Origin of the sequence: Gordonia soli NBRC 108243, assembly GCF_000334455.1 — a bacterium.
Taxonomy (GTDB): Bacteria; Actinomycetota; Actinomycetes; order Mycobacteriales; family Mycobacteriaceae; genus Gordonia; species Gordonia soli.
Window position 1 is genome coordinate 188450 of record NZ_BANX01000008.1, and the last position, 25299, is coordinate 213748.

Here is a 25299-nt window from a genome sequence, read left to right on the forward strand (position 1 = left end):
CTCGGAGGGGATCGGTCGAACCGGTCAGCCGGTGGCGAAGACCGAGTCGTCGACCCGGTACACCGTCGCCTCACCGCGGGTGAACACCGGCGTCAGTCCGGGTGCACCCTTCTGCCGCAACTCCAGGAACGGGTCGCCCTGGTGACCGTTCTCGGGATCGGGGACGCCGCGCTGGAACTCCCAGTAGCTCGGCGGGCTGTCGATCACGTAGTGCACGTTGAGATCTCGCGCGATGCGATCGATCTCGGGATCGGCACCGATCTGCGCGACGCCCCAGAACAGGTCGCGCTGCCGCTGCGAGAAACTGTTGGCCCGATAGAACGGGAAGAGCGGGGTCAGTCCGGTCACCGGGTAGAGCCAGCCGGTGCCCTGGTCGAGGTTGTTGAGCACCACGGTGCCGCGGATGTCCGGCTGGGCGGCCAGCCACTCGTATGCGGCGATGTCGTCGGCACCGACGAACCGACCGTCCCGCTCCTTGCTCGCGATGATCGCGTTGTCGGGGTAGCGCAACACCCCGCCGACCGCGATCAGGGCGAAGAGCAGTACCGCGGCGACCGGGGTGACCCAGGTGGACGCGTCGCGGCGAGTGCGGATCAGTCGGGACACGCCTGCGGCCGCAGCCAGCACCAGCGCGCCGATGCCGACACCTGCGGCCGCGGCGGAGAAGATCGCGGTGACGAACGTGAGCCGGTGACCCGAGTTGTAGAAGTAGCCGCCTACGGTGCCCAGCGGATACGATAGCGGCCCGAGCGCGACCACCGAGTTGGCCGTCACCAGCACGAACACCAGCCACGCAGCGAGACCCGCCCAGCAGCGCGCCCAGATCAGCACGACGAAGCCGATGGCCGCGGCGAGGACCAGCTCCCAGATCGGGTAGGTCCGCTCGAGCGGGATGGTGCCGTTGAACGCACCCTGCGCGAGCGCATCGACCATCCCGGCGCTCTCGTCGCGGAAGTCGAAGCCGGCGAGCTCGTTGTTGTCGGCGATACGGATGGTGCCCAGGATGACCGGAAGGCTGAGCACTAGCGCGCCCACGCCGATCGTGACCAGCGACGCGAAGTCGACGAGTCGGGTGCGGGCCGGTCGCCAGAGCGCCTCGAACAGCCACCACAGTCCGACCAGCACCGCGGCGAACACGAGTCCGGACGGGTGCGTGGCGGTGACCCCGGCGAGTGCCACCGCGGCGGGCACGATGCGTCGCGCGTCCCGGACCGCGCCGATGGTCAAGACCGCGGCGATCGGCGCCAGTGACACACCGACCGCATTCGGCACCGACGTCAGCTGGATCTCGACGTACGGGAGCGAGCTGAACAGCGCCGACATCGCGGCGGCCACCCCGGCCAGGAACGCGGAGCGGTCGGCCGAGAAGCGATGGCGGGCAAGCCAGTAGGCCAGGGCGGCCACCCCGAAGGGGATCGTGATGGCCAGCACCGCAGGCGAATAGGTGTTGTAGAGCTCGACCGGGTCGGCGTCGGTGATCGGGAAGAGCAACGCGCCCACTGCATGCCACGTGTTCGGGTAGTAGTTGAACCCGTGCGTGTCGTAGTTCATCAGCTCGCCCATGCGCAGCGCCGAACCGACACCGGATTCATGGATGAAACGCAGCGAGCTGGCGTGCCAGAGCGAGTCCCAGACCTGCGAGATGTTCTCCAGCCCACCGGGTGCCGTCTTGACCAGCGGGCGAATACAGGTGATCGCGATGATCACGGCTCCGATTGCGACACCCGCCACCAGCGCGAGCACGCCTCGGCGTCCGATCCGCGGGTCCGCAGCCCCGTCGGCTGCGCCCGCATCGCCGTCGATGTCGGGCGCACCGACCATCGCGGTGAGGCGCCGACCCGGTCGGGTACGGAACAGTCGGTCGTGGCCCCACGCCAGGACCAGCGCGGCGATCAGGGCCAACGCGGCGGTCACCAGATTCCACTCGAAGCCGATCACTCCGTACAGGACGGTGGCCAGGCTGACGATGGTGAAGGTGACCGGCGGGCCGGCGGCGACCGCGACCGGCCACGGTAGGCCCGCGCGCCGTGCGACCACCGCTCCCGGGACCACCAGGATCAGGGCCGTCAGCAGGGTCACCCATGCACCCAGCATCACGACCGGCCCACCTCCCGTGTCCATCGTGTTCCCGTCAGCCGCCGAGAACTGTAGTTGGAGGTTACCGGGCGGGTTCCGGCGACAGACTCGGGCCGCTCCGGGTGGCGAGCCGCCTCAGGTCCGAGTCGGCCGTCGCAGCATTCGATGCACCGCCGCGACCAGAATCAGTCCGGCGAGGGCAGCGGCGACCCCGAAGCCGAACATCGCGGGATAGCCGACCGACCACTGCTCGGCGATCCACGCCAGGATCATGGGCATCGCGAAGCCCAGGTAGGTGCAGCTGTAGAACACCGCGGTCATGCCGGCCAGCCGGCTCGGCGGTGCCAACCGCTGGACCTCCAGCAGGCCCGCGATCATCGCCATGCCGTATCCACCGCCCAGCATGGTCGAGGCGACCAGCGCCAGCCAGATCGCACCGGAAGCGGCCGCCCCTGCGGCGAGGGCCATCCCGACGGCGAGCAGGCCGAAGGCCACCGCGACGCCGCGCACACCGTCGGGTCGGTCGATCCGACGACCCGCGATCTGGATGCCCAGCCCGGCCGTCAGCCCGACGACACAGCACAACGCGGCAAAGGCGATCGGTGCCGCCGACGTCGCCTCTGTGAAGAGAGCGGGGATGACCGCGTAGCCCACACCGCAGGCCCCGAAGACCCACGGTGCCAGCGGGAGCACCACCAGCAGGAACCGACGGTGTGTCAGCCCGCGGATCTTCAGGTCGTCGATCAGCCGGCCCGGTTGCTCGGCCCGCTGTCGGGTCTCCGGCGTCCTCACCACCCAGGCGACGGCCACCACGGCGATACCGATGTTGACCAGGTAAGGCAACACGTGCGGCCACGGCCCCCACTGCGCGAGGGCGCCCGCGAGGCCGGCCCCGATCCCGAACCCCGCGGTGAGACTCATGGCCGCACGACGCGCGCCGACTGCAGCCGGGCGGCCCTCGGTGCGGGTGATCTCGGTCAGCCAAGTGCCTCCCACCGCCATCGACAACCCCAACGCGACACCGCTGAAGACCCGGCCCACACCGAGTAACGCCAGGGAGTGCGGGCCGGCCGCGATGAGTGCGGAGCCGACGGCTGCGAACACCGGCGCGGGCAGCATCAGCGCGCGGCGACCGAGTCGGTCCGACAACGGCCCGCCGATGAGCAGTGCCGGGATGATGCCGAGCACGTAGGCGAAGAGGAGCCCGTCGACCGCGATACCCGAGAGCGAACCGCCCTCCCGGTACATCACCAGCAATGGGGTGAACTCGTTGCCGCCCCAGGCCGAGGCGAACATCGCCAACGACACCGGCACCCAGCGACCGGTTCGCCCGACGGACGTCGGCGCCTGAACACCCGACACCGCTGTGTGCGACACCGCTGTTCCCGATCCTTGGATCTTCGAGGCCTGGATCTTCGACGGGGTCATGCGTCCTCCCCTGCCGATCGGCGGTCACCGGAGGTCCCCGGGACCGCATGCACCTCGGTCATGTGCCGCGCCAGTCTCGTGCCGAACCTCCGCGCGTCGAGATCCTCGATGAGCTCGGCGAGTTCGGTGTGGTCGGCCAGGATGCGGTCGGTGACCTGGTCGTCGCGTCGCACACTCGCGGTCACCATCCGACGGTGACGCTCCCCGAGGCCCTGATAGAAATCCGACAGCAACGGGTTGTCGGCGGCCGCGACGATCAACTGGTGGAACTCCAGGTCGAGCCGGGTGAACTCGCCCAAGTCGGCGCGATCGGCAGCACGATGAGCGGCGAGGTTCGCGCGCAGGGCAGTTCCCAGGGTGGCGACCGACAGATGGTCGACGACCACGCGTTCGACCGCGTGGATCTCCAGCAGCAACCGCGCGTCGAGGACGTCGCGCGCCTCGCGATCGGCGATCGGCACCACCAGCGCACCCCGCTTGGGATACAGCCTCATCCACCCTTCGGTCTCGAGGCGCAGGAAGGCCTCACGCACCGGGGTGCGGCTGACCGAGCAGCGGGTCGCGATCTCACCCTCGCTCACCAACTCACCACCGGGCAGTCGGCTGGTCAAGATCAGATCCTTGACCTCCTGGTAGACCCGCTCAGCGGCCGACGATTCCTTAGACACAACTTGTATCTTAGATTCGCCGTCCAGCGGATTTCGACCCCTGTGTCACGGGTGTCACAGCGACGACGCCGCAGGTGGGACCGAGCGTCTGCTCGGTCGGCGGGCGAAAGCACACGCTCGGTGCAGCGATTGTGAGCTTTACCAGCGCCGATGCTCAATTGCTTTCGCCTCGTACCGGGTGGCAGACTGACTGGGTTCCATGTGTGCGCATCACCAATGCGCAGCCGTGGTCCGCCAGTGGAGCACCTCCGCCCGACGCCGCGGCCGACCGACCGTCGACCTGCGCGAGCAGCGGAGCGTCGAGTCGGATCCATCGCGATCACCCCTCCGACCGTCTCGAGGGACCCACATCCGAACCACCGACGGCTACGACGCCGGTCAGCGCGAGACATCGAGGTCCGCGGCGACGGCGATGCCGTGTACGAAGGAGAGACCGTGACCAGCACGGCAGATGATTACCCGAGCACCGATCTGCACGACCCGATCGGATCCGCGGATGTGACCGAACGCCCCATCACCGACGACGAGGTGTTCCTCGCCCACGTCGGCGGCAAACTCTCCGTCGAACTACGCGGCCCCATCGACACCCAACGCGACCTCTCCATCGCCTACACCCCCGGCGTCGCCCAGGTCTCGCGCGCCATCGACGCCGACGCCGACCTGGTCAACAAGTACACCTGGACCGACCGCCTCGTCGCCGTCGTCAGCGACGGCTCGGCAGTCCTCGGGCTCGGCGACATCGGCCCCCGCGCCTCGCTACCGGTCATGGAAGGCAAATCGGCACTGTTCCGCACCTTCGCCGGCCTCAACTCCATCCCCATCGTCCTCGACACCAAAGACCCCGACGAGATCGTCGAGACCCTGATCCGCCTGCGCCCCAGCTTCGGCGCGGTCAACCTCGAAGACATCTCCGCACCACGCTGCTTCGAGATCGAACGCCGCGTCATCGAAGCCCTCGACTGCCCGGTCATGCACGACGACCAGCACGGCACCGCCATCGTCGTGCTCGCCGCCCTCAAAGGCGCGGTCACCGTCCTCGACCGCCCCATCACCGACCTGAAAGTCGTCATCTCCGGAGCCGGAGCCGCCGGCGTCGCGTGCGCGAACATCCTGCTCGCCGCCGGGATCTCCGACATCGTCGTCCTCGACTCCAAAGGCATCGTCTCCGCCGACCGCACCGACCTCAACCACGTCAAGGCCGACCTGGCCGCCCGCACCAACCCGCGCGCGCTGACCGGCGGCCCCGCCGACGCCCTCGCCGGCGCCGACGTGTTCCTCGGCGTGTCCGCGGGCACCGTCGACGAAACCCTCATCGCATCGATGAGCGATCAATCGATCGTGTTCGCCCTGTCCAACCCGGACCCGGAGATCCACCCCGATCTCGCCGCGAAACACGCCGCGATCGTGGCCACCGGACGCAGCGACTTCCCCAACCAGATCAACAACGTCCTCGCCTTCCCCGGCGTGTTCGCCGGAGCCCTCGACGCCGGCGCCCGCCGCATCACCGAAGGCATGAAAATCGCCGCTGCCGAAGCCATCTACTCCGTCGTCGCACCCGACCTCGCCGCCGACCGCATCGTGCCCAGCCCACTCGACAAACGCGTCGCACCCGCAGTCGCCGCCGCAGTCGCCGACACCGCCCGCGCCGAAGGCATCTGCTGACCCGGCTGTCCGACAGGTCGGAGGTCAGTCCTCCCGCTGTTGCCAGGTGCAGAGACAGACCTCGTTGCCCTCCGGGTCGGCGAGCACCCACCATTCCGGCGCGAACTCGTCGGTGAGGAGTTGGCCGTCGGCCGCGAGGGCTGCCTGAAGTCGCTGGTGCACCACGTCGTGCGGCACCCAGAGGTCGACGTGCATCCGGCTGCGTTGCGGTCGAGGCTCGTCCATCTGCTGGAAGTAGATGCCGGGTAGGCGACCCTCGGGATCGGACAGGTCGACCGAGGTGTGCTCGGGCTCTTCGTCGTAGCCGAGAACGGCCCGCCAGAACGGCGCGATCCGGGCGATGTCGAGAGCGTCGATCGCGAGTTCGAAGACCGCGGGCGGATGCTTCTCGTGCGGCGTCAGCCCGTGCTCGACGGCGATCTCGGCGATCCGGTTGGCCAGCGCGACATCGGCCTCGGTGAGCCGGTGAGCACTGTGCGTCGACAGCGCGAGATGCACCGTCGGGTAGCGGATGTCGATATCGGGATGGTGCCCCGCCTCTTCGGCGGCCCCGATGACCGCGGTGACGAACTCACCGCCGGCGGCCATCGAGCCGGTGCGGTAGGTCGCGTGCAGCACGTTCGACAGCACGCGCCAGGGGTCGGACACCGCCTCGGTCGCGGCAGCGGAGGTGACTGGTGTGCCTGTGGAACCGGTCATGCCCCGAGCCTACGGATCGTCGGGGGCCGACCGAGCCCGCTTGTCGGGATACGCTGCGGGAGTGCTGCTCCCTGCCCGCGTCGCCGAGGCCATCGCCGCCGGTGACGTCGACCTCGCGTTCCGCCGCTGGTCGACGCCCAGGGTGAAGGTCGGATCGCGGTTCACCACGTCGGCCGGGATCGTCGAGGTCACGTCCGTCGAGCCGACCGATGTCGGCGCCATCACCGTGGATGAGGCCCGTCGAGCCGGGTTCCCGACGGTCGCGAAGGCTGTCGGCGCGTTACGGAAGAACGACGATCCGGTCTACCGCGTCGGGCTGCGATGGGCGGCCGAGGATCCGAGGATCGCACTGCGCAACGACGCCGACCTCTCCGACGACGACGTCGCCGACCTGACGCGCCGTCTGGAGCGCCTCGACACCCGCTCCACCCACGGCCCGTGGACGCGTGCGGTCCTGGAGATGATCGATCGTCGGCCCGCCATCCGCGCGGCCGATCTCGCCGCCGAATTCGGTCGGGAGACACAGCCGTTCAAACTCGACGTGCGCAAGTTGAAGACGTTGGGGCTGACCCACAGCCTCGAGGTCGGGTACGAGCTCGCGCCCCGCGGTCGGGAACTGCTGGGCCGGCTCCGCACCGCCGACGACTGAGGCGCTCGCCTGCTGAGATCGTCCCCGTGAGCACCCGCCGAGGGGAATGTGCCCTCGGCGGCCCGTCAGGGGGTCGATCTCAGCAGATCCGGTTTTGGTGCCGCGCGGGATGGTCGCTAGACTCGTGACCGCTGTCTGCGGACGGCACGCCGCCCTAGCTCAGTCGGTAGAGCAATTCACTCGTAATGAATAGGTCAGGGGTTCGATTCCCCTGGGCGGCTCCACAGAGTCCTGGGCGTCTGCCCTGGGCGGCTCCACGGAGTCCTGGGCGTCTGCCCTGGGCACACCACCCATTCACCCGACCGACCGACATCTACGCGGCGTCACGACCTGCGGATACGGTGATCGCGTGAGTCCCTGGATCGTGACGTTGATCGTCCTGGCCGTGGTCGTGGTCGCAGTCGGTTGGTACTTCTCCGCATACAACGGCTTCGTCCGGCTGCGGAACCTCGTCGCCGAGTCCTGGCAGCAGGTCGACGTCGAACTGCAGCGGCGGCACGATCTGGTGCCCAACCTGGTGTCGACGGTCGCGCAGGCGGCCGACTTCGAGCGGACGACCCTCGATGCGGTGACCGACGCACGCACCCACGCGACCCGCGCCCGCCGAGACGTCACCGATGTCGCTCAGGTCGCCGCAGCAGAGAACTCGCTCTCGGCGGCGCTCGGACGTCTCACCGCACTCGCGGAGGCCTACCCACAACTCCAGTCGATCCGCAATTACGAAGCGCTGCAGCGTGAACTGACCGACACCGAGGATCGCATCGCGGCCTCGCGTCGTCTCTACAACGCGAACGTGCGGGCGTTGAACACCAGGATCGAGTCGGTGCCGGCGAACGCGATCGCGTCGATCCACTCGGTGGCACGAGCCGACTACTTCGAGATCACCGGCCCCGAGGTGCGATCGGTCGTCGACGTGACCACGCTCTTCGGTCGTGGCGACACGCGTCGCTGACCACCACCGTCCCTCGGCAGGACCATCCGGTCGGCTTCGTCGGTTCCGCTGTGCGCCGACCCCGATGCTGGGATCGTCGTTGACATGGCGACTCTGGTCACGTCCGACGAACTCGACATCAACCTGCTGTTCTCCGACCCGGTCCAGGACGTCCTCCTGTACCTCCAGGAGGTGGTCCGGCAGCGTGAACCACTGGGCATCCTCACCGGCGAGGAGAACCTCGGCATCATCGTGAATCTGGCGAACATCGCGCAGGTGACGATCGTCGAGCACGACGACTCCGAACCCGACGAGGACGACAAGCTCACGCTGGTGATCTCCATCGCCGAGATCCGTTCCGAGGCACACAAGTAGCCGTCGCTGGAACTCATTCACCCGACCGACCGACAGCTGAGCTGACACGGCGTCGGCGGCTACGGTGAGCGTGTGGATCAGCCGCATACCGCAGCGGAGTCGAGGATCGACCCCCTGGGTCCGTTCTGGACGCGCACCTGGTTCTTGAACACCCTGTCGGCGATCACCTTCGTCGGCCTGGTGACGTTCCACGCGTGGTGGTGGAGCGGACACGGCCGACCGTGGTCGTGGATGCTGCTGCTGACGACCCCGCTCATCGCGTTCGTCCCCGCCGGCATCGTGGTGAAACTGTCCCGTCGTGCGTCGACGCGATCGTGGGCGCTACGCAACGGCTTCGAGTACCGAGCACGCCTCGGCGGGGCACCGCCCGCATGGGACTTCCCACCGTTCTCCGGTACCCGTGCCCGACGAATCCGCTTGCGAGACGGAATGACCGGCCGCATCGGCCCGTACCCCGCGACCTTCTTCCACTACACCTGGTGGAACAACCGGCGGCTGTTCGCGAGTTCGCACTACCGCAACGTCTTCACGCTCCGACTACCGGCGGCATTGCCCCGACTGACCGTCGGCGTCACACTCGACACCTCGACAGGCGACACCGTCCGCTTCGAGTCGGCCGACTTCGACGACAGGTTCACCGTCCACTCGACCGATCCCGCCTTCGCCCACGCGGTGCTGACGCCGCGGACCATCGACGCTCTGGTGGAACTCAGCCGGACGGCGGGGAGCGTGATGCTGACCAAGTTCGAGATCGCCGACGACCTGCTGGTCGCGGTGTCGACCGTCGGCAACCGGCCCGAACAGATCACCGAGATCTTCGATGCGATGCGGATAATCGCCGTCGGCATACCCCGGTTCGTCTGGACCGATCGCGGCGTCGCGCCCCCGATGACTGCCCAGAACCGTTGAGCAGCAGGTGATCAGCCGTCAGGGGTCAACAGAACGAGTGTGACCGGTGGACGAAGAACGTGCCCAGGGAGGTCTGTCCCTGACTCGCCGTGCGCTTCCATCGCGAGGTCCCGCTGATCTTGGTGGTGGAACCCTGTTTCAATCCGGTGGTCGGATCGGTGCGACAGAAGCCGTTCTCCTGACTCACCACCGCTTGATAATCACGATGCGGGACAACGCGCTTGAAGATCATGCAGCCGTTGGGTGCGGTGTTCAACGTCTGCTGCGGACCCAGCCAGTACTGGCGCGTCGTCACCGTCACCGGCCCGACGTACGGTCGGCCGCCATCCCACTTCGCGCACACCCGAACCGTCGGACCCGCCGCCTCGGCAGGCGCGGCAGCCACCGCCACGCCGACCATCGCGACCAGCCCCGCGACGACCACGACCACGCATCGACGAAGCGACGACATCATTCAACCCCTCCCGTACGTGTGTACGAGACACTACCGCCTCGCCCCGACCGATACGTGTCGGCGGCGTACCTATAGTGGAATCCGAGACCCGCCCACAGCGAGGAGAGCGTCATGTCCGATTTCATCGACAAGGTCAAAGAAGAGGCCAAGGCGGTTTCGGCAGCGATCGACAACGAGCTGACCGTGCTCGAGGGGGCCGGCGGCTACGACCCGCTGGCCGAGGACGAGAACGCCGAGTCGACGGAGGAATCCAAGGGCGGGGTCGAGTTCGCGTCGGACGACACCGAGGGTGGAGTGGCCCCCGCGGAGGAACCCTCCGACAAGTGACATCCCGGCTCCATCGCGATCACGGCCGCGACATCACGGCCCGGCGATCCAGCGAGGGGCGTGACGAACGGTCAGGACGGCGACGATCGTCCACGCGGCGACCAGGAGCAGCAGCAACACCGCCGAGACGATGTGCAGCAACGGCAGGCCCGCGGCATGGGCCAGTGCGGCCGTCCCCGTCACACAGGTGCCGACCGGGAACGTGAAGCTCCACCAGGAGAGCGAGTAGCGCAACCCCCGGCGAGCGGCCCGGACCGTCATCGCAGTCGCCCCGGCGAACACGGCGGCGACCACCAGCACCATGATCGATCCGAAGACGATGCCGAAGTCGTCGAGCATCGCGGCCAGACCGGACCGATCGCCGGTCAGGACGAGTGCCGAACGGTCGCCGAGCAGGTTGGCGGCAGTGATCGACTGCCCCAGGATGCCCAGGCTGATCCACACCGTCGGCGTGGCCTGTACCTCGGACCAACCGTCGAACATCAGCCGGCGCGCCACCATGCGCAGGACGACCGCCCCGGCGATCAGCGAGATGACGAACAGGCCGTAGCAACTCCACAGCAGCACTTCGCGAGCGACACCGTGCAGATGCGGGAGCAGCACCGCGCCGGTCGATGCCGAGACCATCGGCGGGACCACCGGCATCAGCCAGGCAGGCACCGGGAGCGTGGTCGGGAGTGAACCGGTGAGCATCCGCAGCGGGATCACCGAACACGTGAGCAGACCCACGAGCGTGCCGAGAACCCAGAGGCCGACGCCCACCCACACTGAGATCGTCACGCCGAGAACCGGACCGCCGAGCGACACGGCTCCACAACCGACGGTCAGGATCGCCATCGGTAGCGCGCCGTAGAAGAGCGCGACCACCGGATGGTCGGCATATCCGCGGGCACGCTCACGGTGGACGAGCCAGTGCGTTCCGAAGGCGATCGACACCGCGACGAGGAGCACCGTGGCGAGCAGCCACATCATCGTGGCCTCGGTACGTAGCCGCTCCCCGGCCACCGACATCGTGGCCGTGGCCACGATCCCGGTGCCCATCACCGCGGCGAACCAGTTCGGCGTGACGTGCGCGAACAAGCCGTCCGCCGTCCGGCCACGCGCGCCACCGTTGCCGGGCGCACTGGGATCGGCGTGGAGGTCGCGGGCCGAGATCGTCATGTATCGATGGTCTGCTGCGCGTGGATCTGCTGGTAGAGGGCTTGAGATTGTCAGGTCACAAGAATCGCTTGTGGCCACAACCGTGAGCTGGATACGGTCGAGAGGTGGTACAGCGCCGACTCCCTGACCTGGCCGCCCTCGATGTGGTGGTCACCGCCGCCCGCCACGGCAGCATGGGCGCGGCCGCGCGCGAACTCGGCATCAGCCAGCAGGCGGTCAGCGCCCGCGTCCGCGCCGTCGAACACGAGTTGGGAGTCGAGATCTTCGCGCGCTCGACCACCGGCATCGACGTCACGACCAACGGGATGGTCGTCCTCGAGTGGGCCAACGGGGTCGTCGAACGCGCCTCGGAATTCATGACCAGCGTCGAGACCCTCGTCGCGGAACGACAGGCGACGCTCGTCGTCGCAGCATCGAAGACAGTCGCCGAATACCTGGTCCCCGCCTGGATCACGACGCTCTCACATCGAGTCGATGCCCGGATCTCGGTCCGGCCGATGAACTCCACCGAGGTGGTCGCGATGGTCGGCGGCGGCGAGGCGGCGATCGGATTCATCGAGAGTCCTGGTCCCGCAGCAGATCTCGAGAGCGCCGTGGTGGCCCGTGACGAACTGGTGGTGGTGGCGGCCCCCGATCACCCGTGGGCACGACGCACGTCGATCACCGTCGACGAACTGGCAGCCACCCCGCTCATCCAGCGCGAGCCGGGGTCGGGAACCCGGGTGACGGTCGAGGACGCCCTGGCCGCGGCCGGTCGGCAGGCGGCCGAGCCGTCGATCGAGTTGCGGTCGGTGACCGCGATCCGCGCGGCGGTCCTTGCATCCCCATCGGCGACGGTGCTGTCCCGCCTGTCGGTCGACGACGACATCACCGCCGGCCGACTCGCCCGCATCGAGGTCGAGGGACTGCGCATGCCGCGCGCGCTCCGGGCGGTCTGGTCACCGCGGATCACCTTGCGGGGCCCGGCCCGCGACCTGCTGGACATCGCCATGGCGAGTCGGCAACTCCCGCACACATGACCGCGGTCCACCCGCGACGGAGCAGAATCTGAACACGGGGTGTATCAGTTTCGCCTAGAGTGATGCCGAGTGCGTGGACACGCTCGCCACGCATCGACCATCTCGACCGGGGGAGGCTCGTCACCGATGCCATCGATTCGCGACCATCTCGTCACGCTGTCGGACACCGTGGGCGCACTGCGCGTCCTCCAGAGTTCGGGCGCTTTGGACTTCCGTCGTCCACGCGAGGTCGCGGCCGCCGTGAAGCGCAACGCGACCATCGGCGCACCGGCGGCGATCGTGCGGCACGGCGCCGAGAAGCATCCCGACGCGCCGGCCATCACCGACGAACACGGCACCATCTCGTTCGCCGAACTCGACCGCAACAGCAACGCGGTGGCCAACGAGCTGATCGCGGCCGGTCTCTCGACCGGCGATGTAGTGGGCATCCTGGCTCGCGACCATCGCGGCCTCGTCACCGTCCTGAGCGCCGCCGGGCGCGCCGGTCTGCGTCTGGCGATGCTCAACACCGGGTTCGGCGCAACACAACTCGGCGAGGTGGTCGAGCGCGAGAACATCGCCGCGGTCCTCTACGACGAGGAGTTCACCGATCTCATCGACACCCTCCCAGCCGAGCTGCCGCGGTACCTCACCTGGGTCGACGGCGATCGTGCGGTTCCCGAAGGGGTGAAGACCCTGCAGGCGATCGTCGCCGACGGAAACAGTTCGTCGCCGCCGGACCCCAAGCAGTGGGCAGGGCTGGTCATCCTCACCAGTGGCACCACCGGCCTCCCCAAAGGCGCTCGGCGCGGCAAGGTCTCACCGTTCACGACCGCTCTGCTGCTCGACCGGATCCCGTTCCCCCAGCAGGGGACGATGGTCATCGTCTCGCCGATCTTCCACTCGACCGGCTTTGCACTCTGGGGAGTCGGGACCGCGCTCGGCAACCACACCGTGGTGATGCGACGCTTCGATGCCGAGAAGACACTCGCGGCCCTGTCCGAGCATCGCGCGGAGATGCTCGTCGCAGTACCGACGATGCTGCACCGGATGATCGCGCTGGGACCCGAAGTCTTTGCCAAGTACGACCTCTCGGCACTGAAGGTCATCGTCATCGCCGGGTCGGCGTTGTCGCCGACCCTGTCGGAGGCGGTCCAGGATGCCTTCGGCGACGTCCTCTACAACCTCTACGGTTCCACCGAGGTCGCCGTCGCATCCGTCGCGCAACCGCACGAACTACGCCTCGCACCCGGCACCGTCGGGCGGGCACCGGTGTCGAGTCATCTCCGCCTGTACGACGAGAACGACCGTCCCATATCGGGTTCCAACGTTCGGGGCCGATTGTTCGTCCGCAACGGCGCGCCGTTCGAGGGGTACACCGACGGACGGACCAAGCAGGTCATCGACGGCTACATGTCGACCGGCGACATGGCACGGTTCGACGAGCACGGACTGATGTTCATCGAGGGTCGGGACGACGACATGATCGTCTCCGGTGGCGAGAACGTGTACCCGCTCGAGGTCGAGAACCTGCTGGCCGAGCATCCCGAGGTCGCCGACGTGGCGGTGGTCGGGGTCGAGGACGACGAATTCGGAACGCGGCTAAGGGCTTTCATCGTCCGAGCACCCGATGCCGAGCCGCAGGTCGACGAGATCAAACACCACGTCCGGTCGCACCTGGCCCGCTACAAGGTCCCCCGCGACGTCGTCTTCGTCGAGGATCTCCCCCGTAACCCCACCGGCAAACTCGTCCGTCGGCTGCTGCCGACCGGCCCGCTGGACTGACTGGTTCGGGTCTGGGGCTGGGTTGGTCCGCGCTGAGTGCGCGCGGCCCCTCCCCCGGCGCTTCTGACCAAAATCTGCCGCCCAGCCGGGAGGCGCGTGCAATATCCACGTGGCGGGTCGCTCCACGGCAGATTTTCGTCAGCGGACATGAGCCGACCGGCGCTGGTAACCAGCCAGACCAGCCCCGGCTCCCCGACCAAAAACTGCTCTCCCCAGCGGGGAGGCGCGTGCAATATCCACGTGGCGGGTCGCTCCGCGGCAGATTTTCGCCAGGCCAGCATGAGCCGACCGGCGCTGATACCCAGCCAGACCAGCCCCGGCTCCCCGACCAAAATCTGCTCCCCAGCGCGGAGCCACGTGCAATATCCACACGACACCCCGCTCCACAGCAGATTGTGATCAGGCAGAGACGAGTCACCGGCCCCGACAACCACCCGAGCTCCCGCCAAAACCACCCGACCCGAGCCGCGCCTGCCAATACGGTCGACGCACCCAGCTCTCGGGCACTCCCGGGCAGACCTCTGCACGCACCCGCGCCTCACCAGCCTGACCGGCCCACGCTCTCGGCCAAAATCTGCCGCCCAGCCGGCAGGCGCGTGCAATATCCACACGCCACCGCGCTCCACAGCAGATTTTGGCCAGGCCGGCCGGGCCCTCCACAGCAGATTTCGGCCGGGCCGGCCACAGCAGATTTTCGCCAGCTGAGCCCAGGCCAGCCCGAGCCGAGCCCAGCCCACACCAGACCCGCCAACCAGCCCGAGACCTACACTCGCGAACCCTTGCTCATCGCCAACCCGATCGTCGCGACCATGGCGTCCACGGCGAACTTGGGTTTCACGTTGAAGTCGAGCACCTCCCGACAGTGCAGGACGGCCTCGACGCAGGTCAGCAGCTGCTCCGGCGACGCGTAGTCGGCCATCCCGGCCACCATCTCGTCCTTGTCGGGATGCATCGCGGTCACCTGCGCACCGACGGACACGACGAGTGCATCGCGGAACAGCGCGGCCAGGTCGACGAGCGCGCGGTCGAGCACATCGCGACCGACGCGCGTGGCCCTCGACTTCTGGCGCTTCTCCAGATCCTTCAGGGCGCCCGCGGTCCCGCGGGGTGGCCGCGCGGTGCCCTTGCCGGTACCGCCGGCGCCGAGGGCGGTCTTCATCTCCTCGGTCTCGGCCTCGTCCAGCTCGGCGGCGATGGCCTTGGCCGCCTCGTCCGCCGACCGTACGAGGTCCTCGGCCGCCTTGTAGGCGGTCGCCTCGCGGGTGGCATTCCGGGCGATCCCCAGCGCCTTCTCGCGCTGTGCGGCCGCATCGGGATCGGTCGCGAGCCTCTTGGCGCGTCCGACGTGTCCACCGCAGACCGAGGCCGCCCAGGTCGCCTTGTCCGGGTCGATGCCGTCGCGCTCCACCAGCACCCGGGCGATCGCGTCCGCAGGCGGCGTCGTGAGCGCCACGTGCCGGCATCGCGACCGCAGGGTCACCGCGATGTCCTCGGGGTCCACCGACGGGGCGCACAGCAGGAACACCGTGCGCGACGGCGGCTCTTCGACGGCCTTGAGGAGCGCATTGGCGGCCTGCTCGGTGAGACGGTCGGCGTCCTCGACGATCACGACCTGCCATCGGCCTGTCCCGGGCCGTCGTGCCGCTGCCTGGACGACCTCGCGCGCCTCCTTCACCGACACGCTCAGTCCCTCGGGGACGATGTGCCGGATGTCGGCATGGGTGTGGGCCATGGCGGTCACACACGCCCGACACTCGCCGCATCCGATCTCCTCGGACTGGCACTGCAGTGCCGCGGCGAAGCACGTCGCCGCCACCGACCGCCCACTCCCCGGCGGCCCGGTGAACAGCCAGGCGTGGGTCATGGCCGCGCGTGATCCGACCTCCAGCTCGTCCGCCGTGGTCGGCGAATCGTCGTCGGCGAACATCGACATCGCACCGGCATCGGCCTCGTCGAGTCGGTTCGCCACTCCCCGGGCGGCGCGCGCGGCCGTGACCAGGTCGGCAGCCACCGCGGTCTGCCCGATCAGCCGATCGAAGACATTTGTCACATGATCAGCCTAATGTGCAGTTCGGACGGTCCTCGTCGGCCGAGCCGTGTTTAACAATTGCAAGCAGCCAGCTATTTTAGGGAACGTGGTCCAACAACGGTCGCGGTGGTCAAAGGGCCTTCACCTGGCCCGATGGCTGGCGCATACCCCTTGGCCGATCCTGGCGCTGGACATGCTGCGAGCCAATGTGGTCGGCGCGCTCTTCACCTTTGCTTTCCTGCGCTTCGGGATGCCGTTGTCGGATGCCATCTCACTCGACGAGATCACCGGCCTGAACCAGATCATCTTCGCGGTCTACCTGTTCGTCGCGATGATCATCGGCGGCATCCTCAGCATCCAGCTCTCGCTGCCGGTGCTGATCTGGCATCGCCGACGCTCCCGCCTCGACAACGAGTCGGCCCGCCGGCGTGCGCTCAAACTCCCGCGACTCCTGACCATCGTCAACGCGACGCTCTGGTTGATCGGCGGCGTGATCTTCACCGTCGTCAACCTGCCCGCGTCGGGCAAGAACGCCTTCATCGTGGCCATAGCCAGCGCCATCGGCGCACTGGTCACCTGCGTGTTGAGCTTCATGCAGGCCGAGAAGGTCCTGCGTCCGATCAGCGTCGCCGCCATGGCCAACGACCCCGACGTCGCCGTCGCCCCCGGCGTCACCAGCCGGATCGCCATCTTCTGGGTGGTCAGCGTGCTGGCACCGCTGGTGGTCATCATCGGTCTCATCACCATGCAGCGTTTCGACTTCATCGACACCGACGCCGAGGGCCTGCAGCGGCCGATTCTCTGGATGGCGGCGTCGGCGCTGGCGTTCAGCATGATCGCGATCTTCCGCGTGGTCGGGGCCATCAACGACCCGATCAAACAGCTCCGGAAGGCTCAGAGCGAGGTCAGCGCGGGCAACCTGAACGTCGCCGTGAAGATCTACGACGGCAGCGATCTCGGCCTCCTACAGGCCGGCTTCAACGACATGGTCGCCGACCTCCGCGAGCGCCAGCAGCTGCGCAACCTGTTCGGCCGGTACGTGGGCGAGGACGTCGCCCGCAAGGCGATCGAGACGGGTACCGAACTCGGCGGCGAGGAACGCTACGTGGGGGTGTTGTTCGTCGACATCGTCGGGTCGACGCGCCTCGCGGTGAACCGACCGCCGCGCGAGATCGTGGAACTGCTCAACGAGTTCTTCCGCGTCGTGGTGACCGTCGTCGGACGCCACGGCGGCTTCGTCAACAAGTTCCAGGGCGATGCCGCACTCGCGATCTTCGGTGCACCGCTCGACCTCGAGGACTTCGCCGGCCGAGCGCTGACCGCGGCCCGCGAGCTGCGCACCGAACTGCACGAGACGCTGGGTGACACCGACATCGGGATCGGGGTCTCCGCCGGAAAGGCGATCGCCGGACACATCGGCGCCGAGCAGCGACTCGAATACACCGTCATCGGCGATCCGGTCAACGAGGCGGCCCGGCTCACCGAACTCGCCAAGGACGAACCGACCCGAGTCCTCGGATCCGCCCGGGCGGTCTTCCTCGCGTCCGCCGAGGAAGCCGCCAACTGGGACATCGGCGAGGGCGTCGAGCTACGTGGGCGCGGTATCGAGACCCTGCTCGCGCGACCGCATCTCGAGCCCATCTCCAGCTGACCGGATCACGCCCGAGGTCGGCCTCGGAGCAGTGCTCGATCAGTCCGTCGTCTCGGTCGCCGCCTTCGTGGCGGCTGTCTTCTTGGCGGTGGTCTTCTTCGCCGCCGTCTTCTTCGCGGTGGTCTTCTTGGCCGCGGTCTTCTTGGCCGCGGTCTTCTTGGCAGCCGTCTTCTTGGCAGCCGTCTTCTTGGCCGGGCTCTTCTTGGCGGCCTTCTTCGTCGCCTTCTTCACCGGACCGCGTGCCCGACGATCGGCCAGCAGCTCCATCGCCCGCTCGGGCGTGATGCTGGCGACCTCGTCGCCCTTGCGCAGGCTGGCGTTGGTCTCGCCGTCGGTCACGTAGGGGCCGAAGCGACCGTCCTTGATGACCATCGGCTTCTCGCTCACGGAGTCGTTGCCGAGCTCCCGTAGCGGCGGTGCGGCGGCCTGCCGTCCCCGACGCTTGGGTTCGGCGTAGATCTTGAGCGCTTCCTCGAGGGTGATCTCGAACAGCTGCTCCTCGCTCGTCAGCGAGCGGGAGTCGGTGCCCTTCTTCAGATACGGGCCGTAGCGACCGTTCTGCGCGGTGATCTCGTCGTTGGACTCCGGGTCGACGCCGACCACCCGAGGCAGCGACAACAGCTTGAGGGCGTCCTCGAGGGTCACCGTCTGGATGTCCATGGAGCGGAACAACGATCCGGTGCGCGGCTTCGGGCCGGCCTTCTTCGCAGCCTTCTTCGCCGTCTTGGTGGCGGTCTTCTTGGCCGTGGTGGTCGCGGCGCCACCGCCGCCCGAGGGCTCGTCGAGCGGCACCACGCCGCTCTCGCCGCCGTCGCGCGGGGTCGGACCGGCCGGCACGGTGGCGGGCGCCTTGCCGCCGCCGCCGCCGTCCTCGTCATCGTCCGACGGGAGGATCTCCGTCACATACGGGCCGAATCGGCCTTCCTTGGCGACGATCTCGTGTCCGGTGGCCGGGTCGGTACCGAGCGTCCGCCCCTCCTGCGGTGTGGCGAAGAGCTTCTCGGCCACCTCGAGGGTCAGCTCGTCCGGGGTGATGTCAGCGGGGAGGTTGGCGCGCTTGAGGTCGGGCTCGGCGTCCGGGCCGGCGACGTTGCGCTCCAGGTACGGCCCGTAGCGGCCGACCCGGACGTACACCGGTCGGCCCTCCTCGTCGTCGAAGAGCCGGATCGAGTTGACCTCGCGGGCGTCGATCTCCTCCAGGTTGACGCCCACCAGCTTCTTGAGGCCACCCTCGCGGGCGATCCCCGATCGTGCGCTGTCGTCGTCAGCCGGCGAGTCGGGCGTCGGCGCAAGACTTTCGGCCGCACTGCCGTCGCCGCCGAAGTAGAACTCCGACAACCACCGGGTGCGATCGGCCTGCCCGCTGGCGATCTGGTCGAGGTCGTCCTCGAGGGTCGCGGTGAAGTCGTAATCCACGAGACTCTGGAAGTAGGCCTCCAGCAACCCGACCACCGCGAAGGCGATCCACGACGGCACCAGGGCATTGCCCTTCTTCACCACGTAACCGCGGTCCTGGATGGTGCCGATGATCGAGGCGTAGGTCGAGGGACGGCCGATGCCCAACTCCTCCAACACCTTCACCAGCGACGCCTCTGTGAAGCGCGCGGGCGGGTTGGTCGAATGGCCTTCTGCCGTCAGGTCGGTCGCGGTCAGGGCCTGGCCCTCGGTGAGCTGAGGCAGCCGGTTCTCGGCGTCGTCGGCCTGCCCACCGGTCTGGTCGTCGACGGTCTCGACATACGCCGACAGGAAGCCGGGGAAGGTGATGGTACGGCCCGATGCCGCGAAGGTGCACTGCTCGCCCGACGACGCCGTGCCCGAGATCCGCAGGCTCATCGTGGTTCCGCGGGCATCGGCCATCTGCGATGCGACGGTGCGCTGCCAGATCAGTTCGTACAGGCGGAATTCGTCGGTCTCCAGACTGCTGGCGACCTGGCCGGGGGTACGGAACGTCTCACCCGCGGGACGGATCGCCTCGTGTGCCTCCTGCGCGTTCTTGACCTTGCGGTTGTACTGCCGCGGAGTCGGATTCACGAACTTGTCGCCGTACAGCTCGCGCGCCTGGGCCCGAGCGGCATTGATCGCCGACTCGCTCAGGGTGGTCGAGTCGGTACGCATGTAGGTGATGTAGCCGTTCTCGTACAGCCGCTGCGCGATCCGCATCGTGCGGTCCGACCCGAAGCGGAGTTTGCGGCCCGCCTCCTGCTGCAGCGTCGAGGTCATGAACGGCGCGTACGGGCGTCGGGTGTACGGCTTCTCCTCCACCGAGGTCACCGACATCGCGGCACCGCGCAGCGCGGTCGCCAGGGCGGTGGCGCGGCTCTCGTCGAGGACGACGACGCCATCGGGCTTTTTCACCGAGCCGGTGGAGTCGAAGTCACGACCGGCCGCGACCCGCTGGTCGTCGACTGACACGAGGCGGGCACCGAAGGACTTCGGCGAGTTGGCGGCCTCGGTGTCGGCCCCCGTCTCCAGCTCGGCGGAGATGTCCCAGTAGTCGGCCGACCGGAACGCCATGCGCTCGCGTTCACGCTCGACGATGATGCGGGTGGCCACCGACTGGACGCGGCCGGCCGACAGCTTCGGCATGACCTTCTTCCAGAGCACCGGGGACACCTCGTAGCCGTAGAGGCGGTCGAGGATGCGGCGGGTCTCCTGGGCATCGACGAGGTCGATGTCGAGGTCGCGCGGGTTCTCCGCCGCGGCACGGATCGCGGGCTCGGTGATCTCGTGGAAGACCATCCGCTTGACCGGGACCTTGGGCTTCAGCGTCTCGAGAAGGTGCCAGGCGATGGCCTCACCCTCGCGGTCACCGTCGGTGGCGAGGTAGAGCTCATCGACATCCTTGAGCAGCGACTTCAGCTCGGTCACGGTGGACTTCTTGTCCGCCGACACCACGTAGAGCGGCTCGAAGTCGTCGTCGACGTTCACCCCGAGGCGTGCCCACGGCTGCCCCTTGTACTTGGCCGGGACGTCCGCCGCGCCGCGCGGGAGGTCGCGGATGTGGCCACGAGACGACTCCACCACGTAGTTGGCCCCGAGGTAGCCCGCGATCTTGCGGGCCTTGGTCGGGGACTCGACGATGACGAGTCGTCGGATCGCGCTCCCACGGGCGGGAGAGGTGGTGCTGGTGTCGGCCACCGAATGTCCTTCGTTTGTTTCTCGCTACTGGAGTGGTTTGTACCTTATATACAGCGCTATTTGCACACGTGGATTCCCGATTTCGGCGTGGCACATCGTTCCACTTCCGAATTCCTGCCCGTAATTGCAGGTCAGGGCGCTGTCACGATCGTGTCAGAAGTCACCGACACTCGGCCACTGCGCACTCGCTCCCGAGAGTTCCGGCGGCGATCCGACGTTCTCGACGAGGCGGGTCAGTCGGCGCCTGCCGGCCACCCGCAGGGCCGGGCTGTGGCCGCGGGTGCCCACCAGGGTCGGTGCGATCCCGGCTCGCATCAGGGCAGTCGCGAGTGGTGCGTGCGACTCGGGATCGTGCGGATCCAGGCCGAGCAGGTAGCGCTCGGCATCGGGACGCCCGGCGGCGATGACCCAGATGCGCAACGCACGTGGTGACGGCACCCAGCCGGCCGGCATCGCCTTCACCGCGCCCGTCGTCCATCGGGAGTGCATCGCGTCGAGGCGATGATCCGGCACGGTCCGCGCGATCGGATTCCCTTCGTCCGAGATCGCCGTCTCCGCGTCGAGTCCGGTCGCACGCATCTCGGCCACGAGCGCCTCGGCACGCCACGACTCGGTGACGACGACCGAGACCCGGGTTCCGGCGGCGGATCGGACCGACTGGCCATGAGCGGCCAGCAGACCGGCGAGGTCGTCGAACACGGGCTCGTCGGTCTCGGCCGAGAAGAACGACAGTTGCCCCATCGAGACGACATTACTGTCCCGCGGTGTCCACGGCGCCCCGTCCGCGCGGTCAGATCACCCGATCATCGTCCCGCCCAGCGGGATCGTGCGCGACGGTCCGGGAGACAGACCCCTGACACAAGACTGCTCCCGACCTCGCAGTGCGAGATCGGGAGCAGTTGTGCGGTGTGTCTTCCGCAGGTGCGAAAGCCGATCCTAGACGGCGCGCACGCCGGTGGCCTGCGGCCCCTTGGTGCCCTGTCCGACCTCGAACTCGACGCGCTGGTTCTCCTCGAGGGTACGGAATCCGTTGCCCTGGATCTCGGAGTAGTGGACAAACACGTCGTCCGCACCCTCGTCAGGCGCGATGAAGCCGAAGCCCTTCTCCGCGTTGAACCACTTCACAGTTCCCTGTGCCATTACTGCAATCCTTTACATACATTCCAACAGACGCGACACGATGGTCTCGTGCCGTGGTCGGTCCCGACCGCCATACTTCAAGGAAGCCCCGCGGAGTCCCCGCCAACACCTACTTCAGTACCACGAACGCAACACGATCTCGCTGGTCATCGGAGTCCGATGGTCCACGAAAGCTGCGACCCAGACCAGTCAATCATGTTCACCCCCGGGGCGATAGTCACCACAACCAAACTGCGTGTAAACCTGGCAGATTTCAGCGGACCGACATGCAGAAGTATCATCGGTGATCAGCAATAACGAACGCCAGACCCACGGACCTGACAGGAAATGCAGAACTCAACATTCGGCACCGAGTTGCTGCACCGAACCCTTGCCGGCACAAAACAGAACCCCGGTCCGTTAACGCACGTGTCCGTGATCCCATCGCGCTCAGCAACTTTCGCAGAGTGGCCGGACTGGGTCGCCGATGAGGTCCGCATGGCGCTGGCAGACAACGGCATCGACCGTCCGTGGCGTCACCAGGTCGAGGCGGCGGATCTCGCCACTTCCGGGCAGCACGTCGCGCTCTCGACGGGCACCGCGTCCGGCAAATCGCTCGCGTACCAGCTGCCGATCCTCACGGCGCTGATCAACGATCCGAATTCGACGGCGTTGTATCTCTCGCCCACAAAGGCATTGGGCGCCGATCAGATCCGTGCGGTGGCGACCACCATCGCCGGCCGGCGTGCATTCAACCATCTGCAGCCGTGCGCTTACGACGGCGACACCGAACCGGAGATCCGCCAATGGGCGCGCGCGCATTCGCGATGGATTTTCACCAACCCCGACATGCTGCACATCGGGATCCTGTCGTCGCACGCGAGGTGGCGTCACTTCTTCCGACATCTCCGCTACATCGTGATCGACGAAAGTCATCACTATCGGGGTGTCTTCGGTTCGCATACCGCCATGGTTCTCCGCCGTCTACTGCGGATCTCGCGGTCGGCAGGCGGAAATCCGACGGTCATCGCAGCGAGCGCGACGGCCGCCGATCCGGCCGGCGCGCTCACCCGTCTGATCGGTGAGCCCGCCGTCGCGGTCACCGAGGACACCTCGCCACGCGGCGAACGCACGGTCGCACTGTGGGAACCGGACTTCCTGCCGTCGGTGGTCGGCGAGAACGGTGCCCCCGTCCGGCGCTCCGCTGGGGCCGAATCCGCGCGTCTGCTGGCGGATTTCGTGATCGAGGGTGCGCGGACGCTCTGCTTCCTGCGGAGCCGTCGCGGGGTCGAGATCACCGCGCGGAACGCTCGCGCCCTGCTGGCCGGCACCGCGCCGGAACTGATGGATCGTGTTGCCGCATATCGCGCCGGCTACCTCGCCGACGATCGCCGACGCCTCGAACGTGCGATCGCCGACGGAGAACTGGTGGGGGTCGCCACCACCAATGCGCTCGAACTCGGTGTGGACATCAGCGGCCTGGACGCGGTGATCGTCGGCGGGTACCCCGGCACGGTGGCATCGTTCTGGCAGCAGGCCGGACGTGCAGGGCGGCAGCGTGATTCCGGTGACTCGCTGGTCGTGTTGGTCGCCAGGGACGACCCGCTCGACACCTATCTGGTGCACCATCCGGCGGCGCTGCTCGACACCCCGGTCGAGGCCACCGTCACGGACCCGGCCAACCCGTACATTCTGGCCCCACATCTGCTCTGCGCCGCGTCGGAGTTGCCGCTCACCCCGGCCGAGGTCGAGCGCTGGGATGCGGCCGGTGCCGTGGACGATCTCGTCGCGGAGGGCTTGCTCAAACGGCGCAAGGCCGGCTGGTACGTGGCCGCGGGAGTGGAACCGCACGGCGACATCGACATCCGGGGCGGCATCGGCGGACAGGTGTTGATCGTCGACCAGACCACGTCGCGGTTGCTCGGCACCGTGGACGCCGGACGCGCCATGTCGACCGTGCACCAGGGTGCACTGCACATCCACCAGGGCGAGTCGTACGTCGTCGACGAACTCGACCTCGTCGACGGTCTCGCACTCGCGCATCCGGAGGAACCGGACTGGACGACGTCGGCACGGGAGACCACCGACGTCACCATCACACGAATCCTGGACGAGCAGCGCCACGGCCCGCTCACGACTGCCCTGGTGGAGGTCGACGTGACCCATCAGGTGGTCGGGTACCTGCGGACGCTCATCTCCGGCGAGGTGCTGGACGCCGTCGAGCTCGACATGCCGCCGCAAACACTGAGCACCCGGGCGGTGATGTACACGCTGACGCCGGAGGCTCTCGAGGGTGTCGGTGTGACGGTCGGTCGGTTCCCGGGCGCGCTGCACGCGGCCGAGCACGCGGCCATCGGCATGATGCCGCTCGTGGCGACCTGCGACCGCTGGGACATCGGCGGATTGTCGACGAACCTGCATCCCGACACCGGCTTGCCGACGGTCTTCGTCTACGACGGTTACATGGGCGGCGCCGGGTTCGCCGACCGCGGTTACGAGGCCTTCGGTACGTGGGTGGCGGCGACGCGGGATGCCGTCGCGGACTGCCGATGCGAGACCGGCTGCCCGTCCTGCGTACAGTCGCCGAAGTGTGGCAACGGTAACGATCCGCTCGACAAAGACGGCGCGGTGAAGGTGCTGAGCCTGCTGTCTCGGCAATACTTGATCGATGCATGACGATCCTCGGGGGGAGGACAGCGGAATGTCACGCGCCATCACGGCTCCGCGCCGTGCGTTCTTCTTGCTCGCGCGTCCGACCGAGGACACCGACCAGTTGCCCGCGACCATCGGGGAGAAGGACGTCTTCTACTCCGAGGAAGAAGCGATCGACGCCCTGGACCTGCACTACGCATGGTGCGCCGTCCGGACCGGCGGATACGACTCGGTGGTCACCACCGCGCAGTGGTACCTGCAGAGCGCGATGGTCGGGCCGCGGATTCCCCCGGCGCTCGGCGAGGTCTATCTCGCGGTCCAGGACGGCACGACCGGCGATTCGTGGGCGGTCGCAGGCGGATTCCTCACCGAGGGCGAGCTGATCCACTGGGCTCCTTTCGTTCACGCTGTCAAAGCCTTCATTCCGGTTGCTCCGGCCACCGACGCCTTCGGGCTCGCCTACCGTGGCGACGCGACGGTCTACTTCCATCAGCTCTGGTTCTCGCCGATGCACTCGCGGCGTGTGTACCCGAAGCGGATCGTCGTCGACGAGGAGAGCACCGGCTGAGCCCGGCGGCACCGCCGAGC

At 67.9% G+C, this 25299-nt stretch carries 21 protein-coding genes and 1 tRNA gene; 12 read left to right on the forward strand and 10 right to left on the reverse strand.

The window, feature by feature from the left end; translation table 11 throughout:
• Nucleotides 1-24: 24 nt before the first annotated feature.
• The 3 genes from GS4_RS06885 to GS4_RS06895 all read right to left on the reverse strand — a co-directional run bounded on the left by GS4_RS06885 (nt 25) and on the right by GS4_RS06895 (nt 4172).
• Nucleotides 25-2094: a DUF6541 family protein gene (locus GS4_RS06885; protein ID WP_007618888.1), complete on the reverse strand. Its 2070-nt coding sequence runs from the start codon at nt 2092-2094 to the stop codon at nt 25-27.
• Between the two features lie 117 nt (nt 2095-2211).
• Nucleotides 2212-3504 carry an MFS transporter gene (locus GS4_RS06890; protein WP_007618890.1) on the reverse strand — a complete coding sequence of 431 codons (1293 nt, stop codon included), beginning with the start codon at nt 3502-3504 and terminating at the stop codon, nt 2212-2214.
• Nucleotides 3501-4172 carry a GntR family transcriptional regulator gene (locus tag GS4_RS06895; RefSeq protein ID WP_007618892.1) on the reverse strand — a complete coding sequence of 224 codons (672 nt, stop codon included), beginning with the start codon at nt 4170-4172 and terminating at the stop codon, nt 3501-3503. The genes GS4_RS06890 and GS4_RS06895 overlap by 4 nt, the downstream gene beginning before the upstream one ends.
• Before the next feature lie 471 nt (nt 4173-4643).
• On the opposite strand from GS4_RS06895, the gene GS4_RS06900 reads away from it, so the two are divergent.
• Nucleotides 4644-5834, forward strand: coding sequence for an NAD(P)-dependent malic enzyme (locus GS4_RS06900; protein WP_051989651.1), 1191 nt, complete (start codon nt 4644-4646; stop codon nt 5832-5834).
• Between the two features lie 24 nt (nt 5835-5858).
• Here the strand turns inward: GS4_RS06900 and GS4_RS06905 are convergent, their stop codons facing one another.
• Nucleotides 5859-6533: a 4a-hydroxytetrahydrobiopterin dehydratase gene (locus tag GS4_RS06905; RefSeq protein WP_007618896.1), complete on the reverse strand. Its 675-nt coding sequence runs from the start codon at nt 6531-6533 to the stop codon at nt 5859-5861.
• Between the two features lie 61 nt (nt 6534-6594).
• On the opposite strand from GS4_RS06905, the gene GS4_RS06910 reads away from it, so the two are divergent.
• The 5 genes from GS4_RS06910 (at nt 6595) to GS4_RS06930 (ending at nt 9397) form a co-directional block, all read left to right on the forward strand.
• The gene (locus GS4_RS06910; RefSeq protein ID WP_040509748.1) at nt 6595-7182 is read left to right on the forward strand and encodes an ASCH domain-containing protein; all 588 of its coding nucleotides are present in this window, start codon (nt 6595-6597) and stop codon (nt 7180-7182) included.
• A 148-nt stretch (nt 7183-7330) separates the two neighbouring features.
• Nucleotides 7331-7406: transfer RNA gene (locus GS4_RS06915), tRNA-Thr, on the forward strand.
• A gap of 125 nt (nt 7407-7531) precedes the next feature.
• Nucleotides 7532-8134 (forward strand): LemA family protein, encoded by a 603-nt coding sequence (locus GS4_RS06920; RefSeq protein WP_007618900.1) that lies wholly within the window; start codon nt 7532-7534, stop codon nt 8132-8134.
• An 84-nt stretch (nt 8135-8218) separates the two neighbouring features.
• Complete coding sequence (locus tag GS4_RS06925; protein WP_007618901.1) at nt 8219-8488, forward strand: hypothetical protein; 270 nt, start codon at nt 8219-8221, stop codon at nt 8486-8488.
• A 72-nt stretch (nt 8489-8560) separates the two neighbouring features.
• Nucleotides 8561-9397, forward strand: coding sequence for a DUF3137 domain-containing protein (locus GS4_RS06930; protein WP_083862660.1), 837 nt, complete (start codon nt 8561-8563; stop codon nt 9395-9397).
• A 25-nt stretch (nt 9398-9422) separates the two neighbouring features.
• On the opposite strand, the gene GS4_RS06935 is transcribed toward GS4_RS06930, so the two are convergent.
• On the reverse strand, nt 9423-9851 hold the full coding sequence (locus tag GS4_RS06935) for a hypothetical protein (protein ID WP_007618904.1): 429 nt from the start codon (nt 9849-9851) through the stop codon (nt 9423-9425).
• Between the two features lie 111 nt (nt 9852-9962).
• On the opposite strand from GS4_RS06935, the gene GS4_RS06940 reads away from it, so the two are divergent.
• Nucleotides 9963-10178, forward strand: coding sequence for a hypothetical protein (locus tag GS4_RS06940; protein WP_007618906.1), 216 nt, complete (start codon nt 9963-9965; stop codon nt 10176-10178).
• Between the two features lie 33 nt (nt 10179-10211).
• On the opposite strand, the gene GS4_RS06945 is transcribed toward GS4_RS06940, so the two are convergent.
• Nucleotides 10212-11339, reverse strand: coding sequence for a TDT family transporter (locus GS4_RS06945; protein WP_007618909.1), 1128 nt, complete (start codon nt 11337-11339; stop codon nt 10212-10214).
• 104 nt (nt 11340-11443) lie between these two features.
• Here GS4_RS06945 and GS4_RS06950 point away from each other — a divergent pair, with 104 nt between their 5' ends.
• Together GS4_RS06950 and GS4_RS06955 are read left to right on the forward strand one after the other, a co-directional pair.
• On the forward strand, nt 11444-12358 hold the full coding sequence (locus GS4_RS06950) for a LysR family transcriptional regulator (RefSeq protein WP_007618911.1): 915 nt from the start codon (nt 11444-11446) through the stop codon (nt 12356-12358).
• A 126-nt stretch (nt 12359-12484) separates the two neighbouring features.
• Nucleotides 12485-14122, forward strand: a complete 1638-nt coding sequence (locus GS4_RS06955; RefSeq protein ID WP_007618913.1) for an acyl-CoA synthetase — start codon at nt 12485-12487, stop codon at nt 14120-14122.
• Nucleotides 14123-14885: 763 nt separating this feature from the next.
• Here GS4_RS06955 and GS4_RS06960 read toward each other — a convergent pair.
• A complete protein-coding gene (locus tag GS4_RS06960; protein WP_007618914.1) occupies nt 14886-16172 on the reverse strand; it encodes a DNA polymerase III subunit delta' in 1287 nt (428 codons plus the stop codon).
• Between the two features lie 172 nt (nt 16173-16344).
• Between GS4_RS06960 and GS4_RS06965 the strand changes: the two genes are divergently transcribed.
• Nucleotides 16345-17802: an adenylate/guanylate cyclase domain-containing protein gene (locus GS4_RS06965; protein ID WP_007618916.1), complete on the forward strand. Its 1458-nt coding sequence runs from the start codon at nt 16345-16347 to the stop codon at nt 17800-17802.
• Nucleotides 17803-17841: 39 nt separating this feature from the next.
• Here GS4_RS06965 and topA read toward each other — a convergent pair whose 3' ends face one another.
• The 3 genes from topA to GS4_RS06980 all read right to left on the reverse strand — a co-directional run bounded on the left by topA (nt 17842) and on the right by GS4_RS06980 (nt 22080).
• The gene (topA, locus tag GS4_RS06970; protein WP_007618918.1) at nt 17842-20940 is read right to left on the reverse strand and encodes a type I DNA topoisomerase; all 3099 of its coding nucleotides are present in this window, start codon (nt 20938-20940) and stop codon (nt 17842-17844) included.
• A gap of 153 nt (nt 20941-21093) precedes the next feature.
• A complete protein-coding gene (locus tag GS4_RS06975; protein ID WP_007618920.1) occupies nt 21094-21681 on the reverse strand; it encodes a hypothetical protein in 588 nt (195 codons plus the stop codon).
• A 195-nt stretch (nt 21682-21876) separates the two neighbouring features.
• Nucleotides 21877-22080, reverse strand: coding sequence for a cold-shock protein (locus GS4_RS06980; protein WP_007618922.1), 204 nt, complete (start codon nt 22078-22080; stop codon nt 21877-21879).
• 327 nt (nt 22081-22407) lie between these two features.
• Here GS4_RS06980 and GS4_RS06985 point away from each other — a divergent pair, with 327 nt between their 5' ends.
• Together GS4_RS06985 and GS4_RS06990 are read left to right on the forward strand one after the other, a co-directional pair.
• Nucleotides 22408-24735 (forward strand): DEAD/DEAH box helicase, encoded by a 2328-nt coding sequence (locus GS4_RS06985; protein ID WP_007618924.1) that lies wholly within the window; start codon nt 22408-22410, stop codon nt 24733-24735.
• A complete protein-coding gene (locus GS4_RS06990; RefSeq protein WP_040509751.1) occupies nt 24728-25279 on the forward strand; it encodes a hypothetical protein in 552 nt (183 codons plus the stop codon). The genes GS4_RS06985 and GS4_RS06990 overlap by 8 nt, the downstream gene beginning before the upstream one ends.
• The last annotated feature ends 20 nt before the right edge of the window (nt 25280-25299 follow it).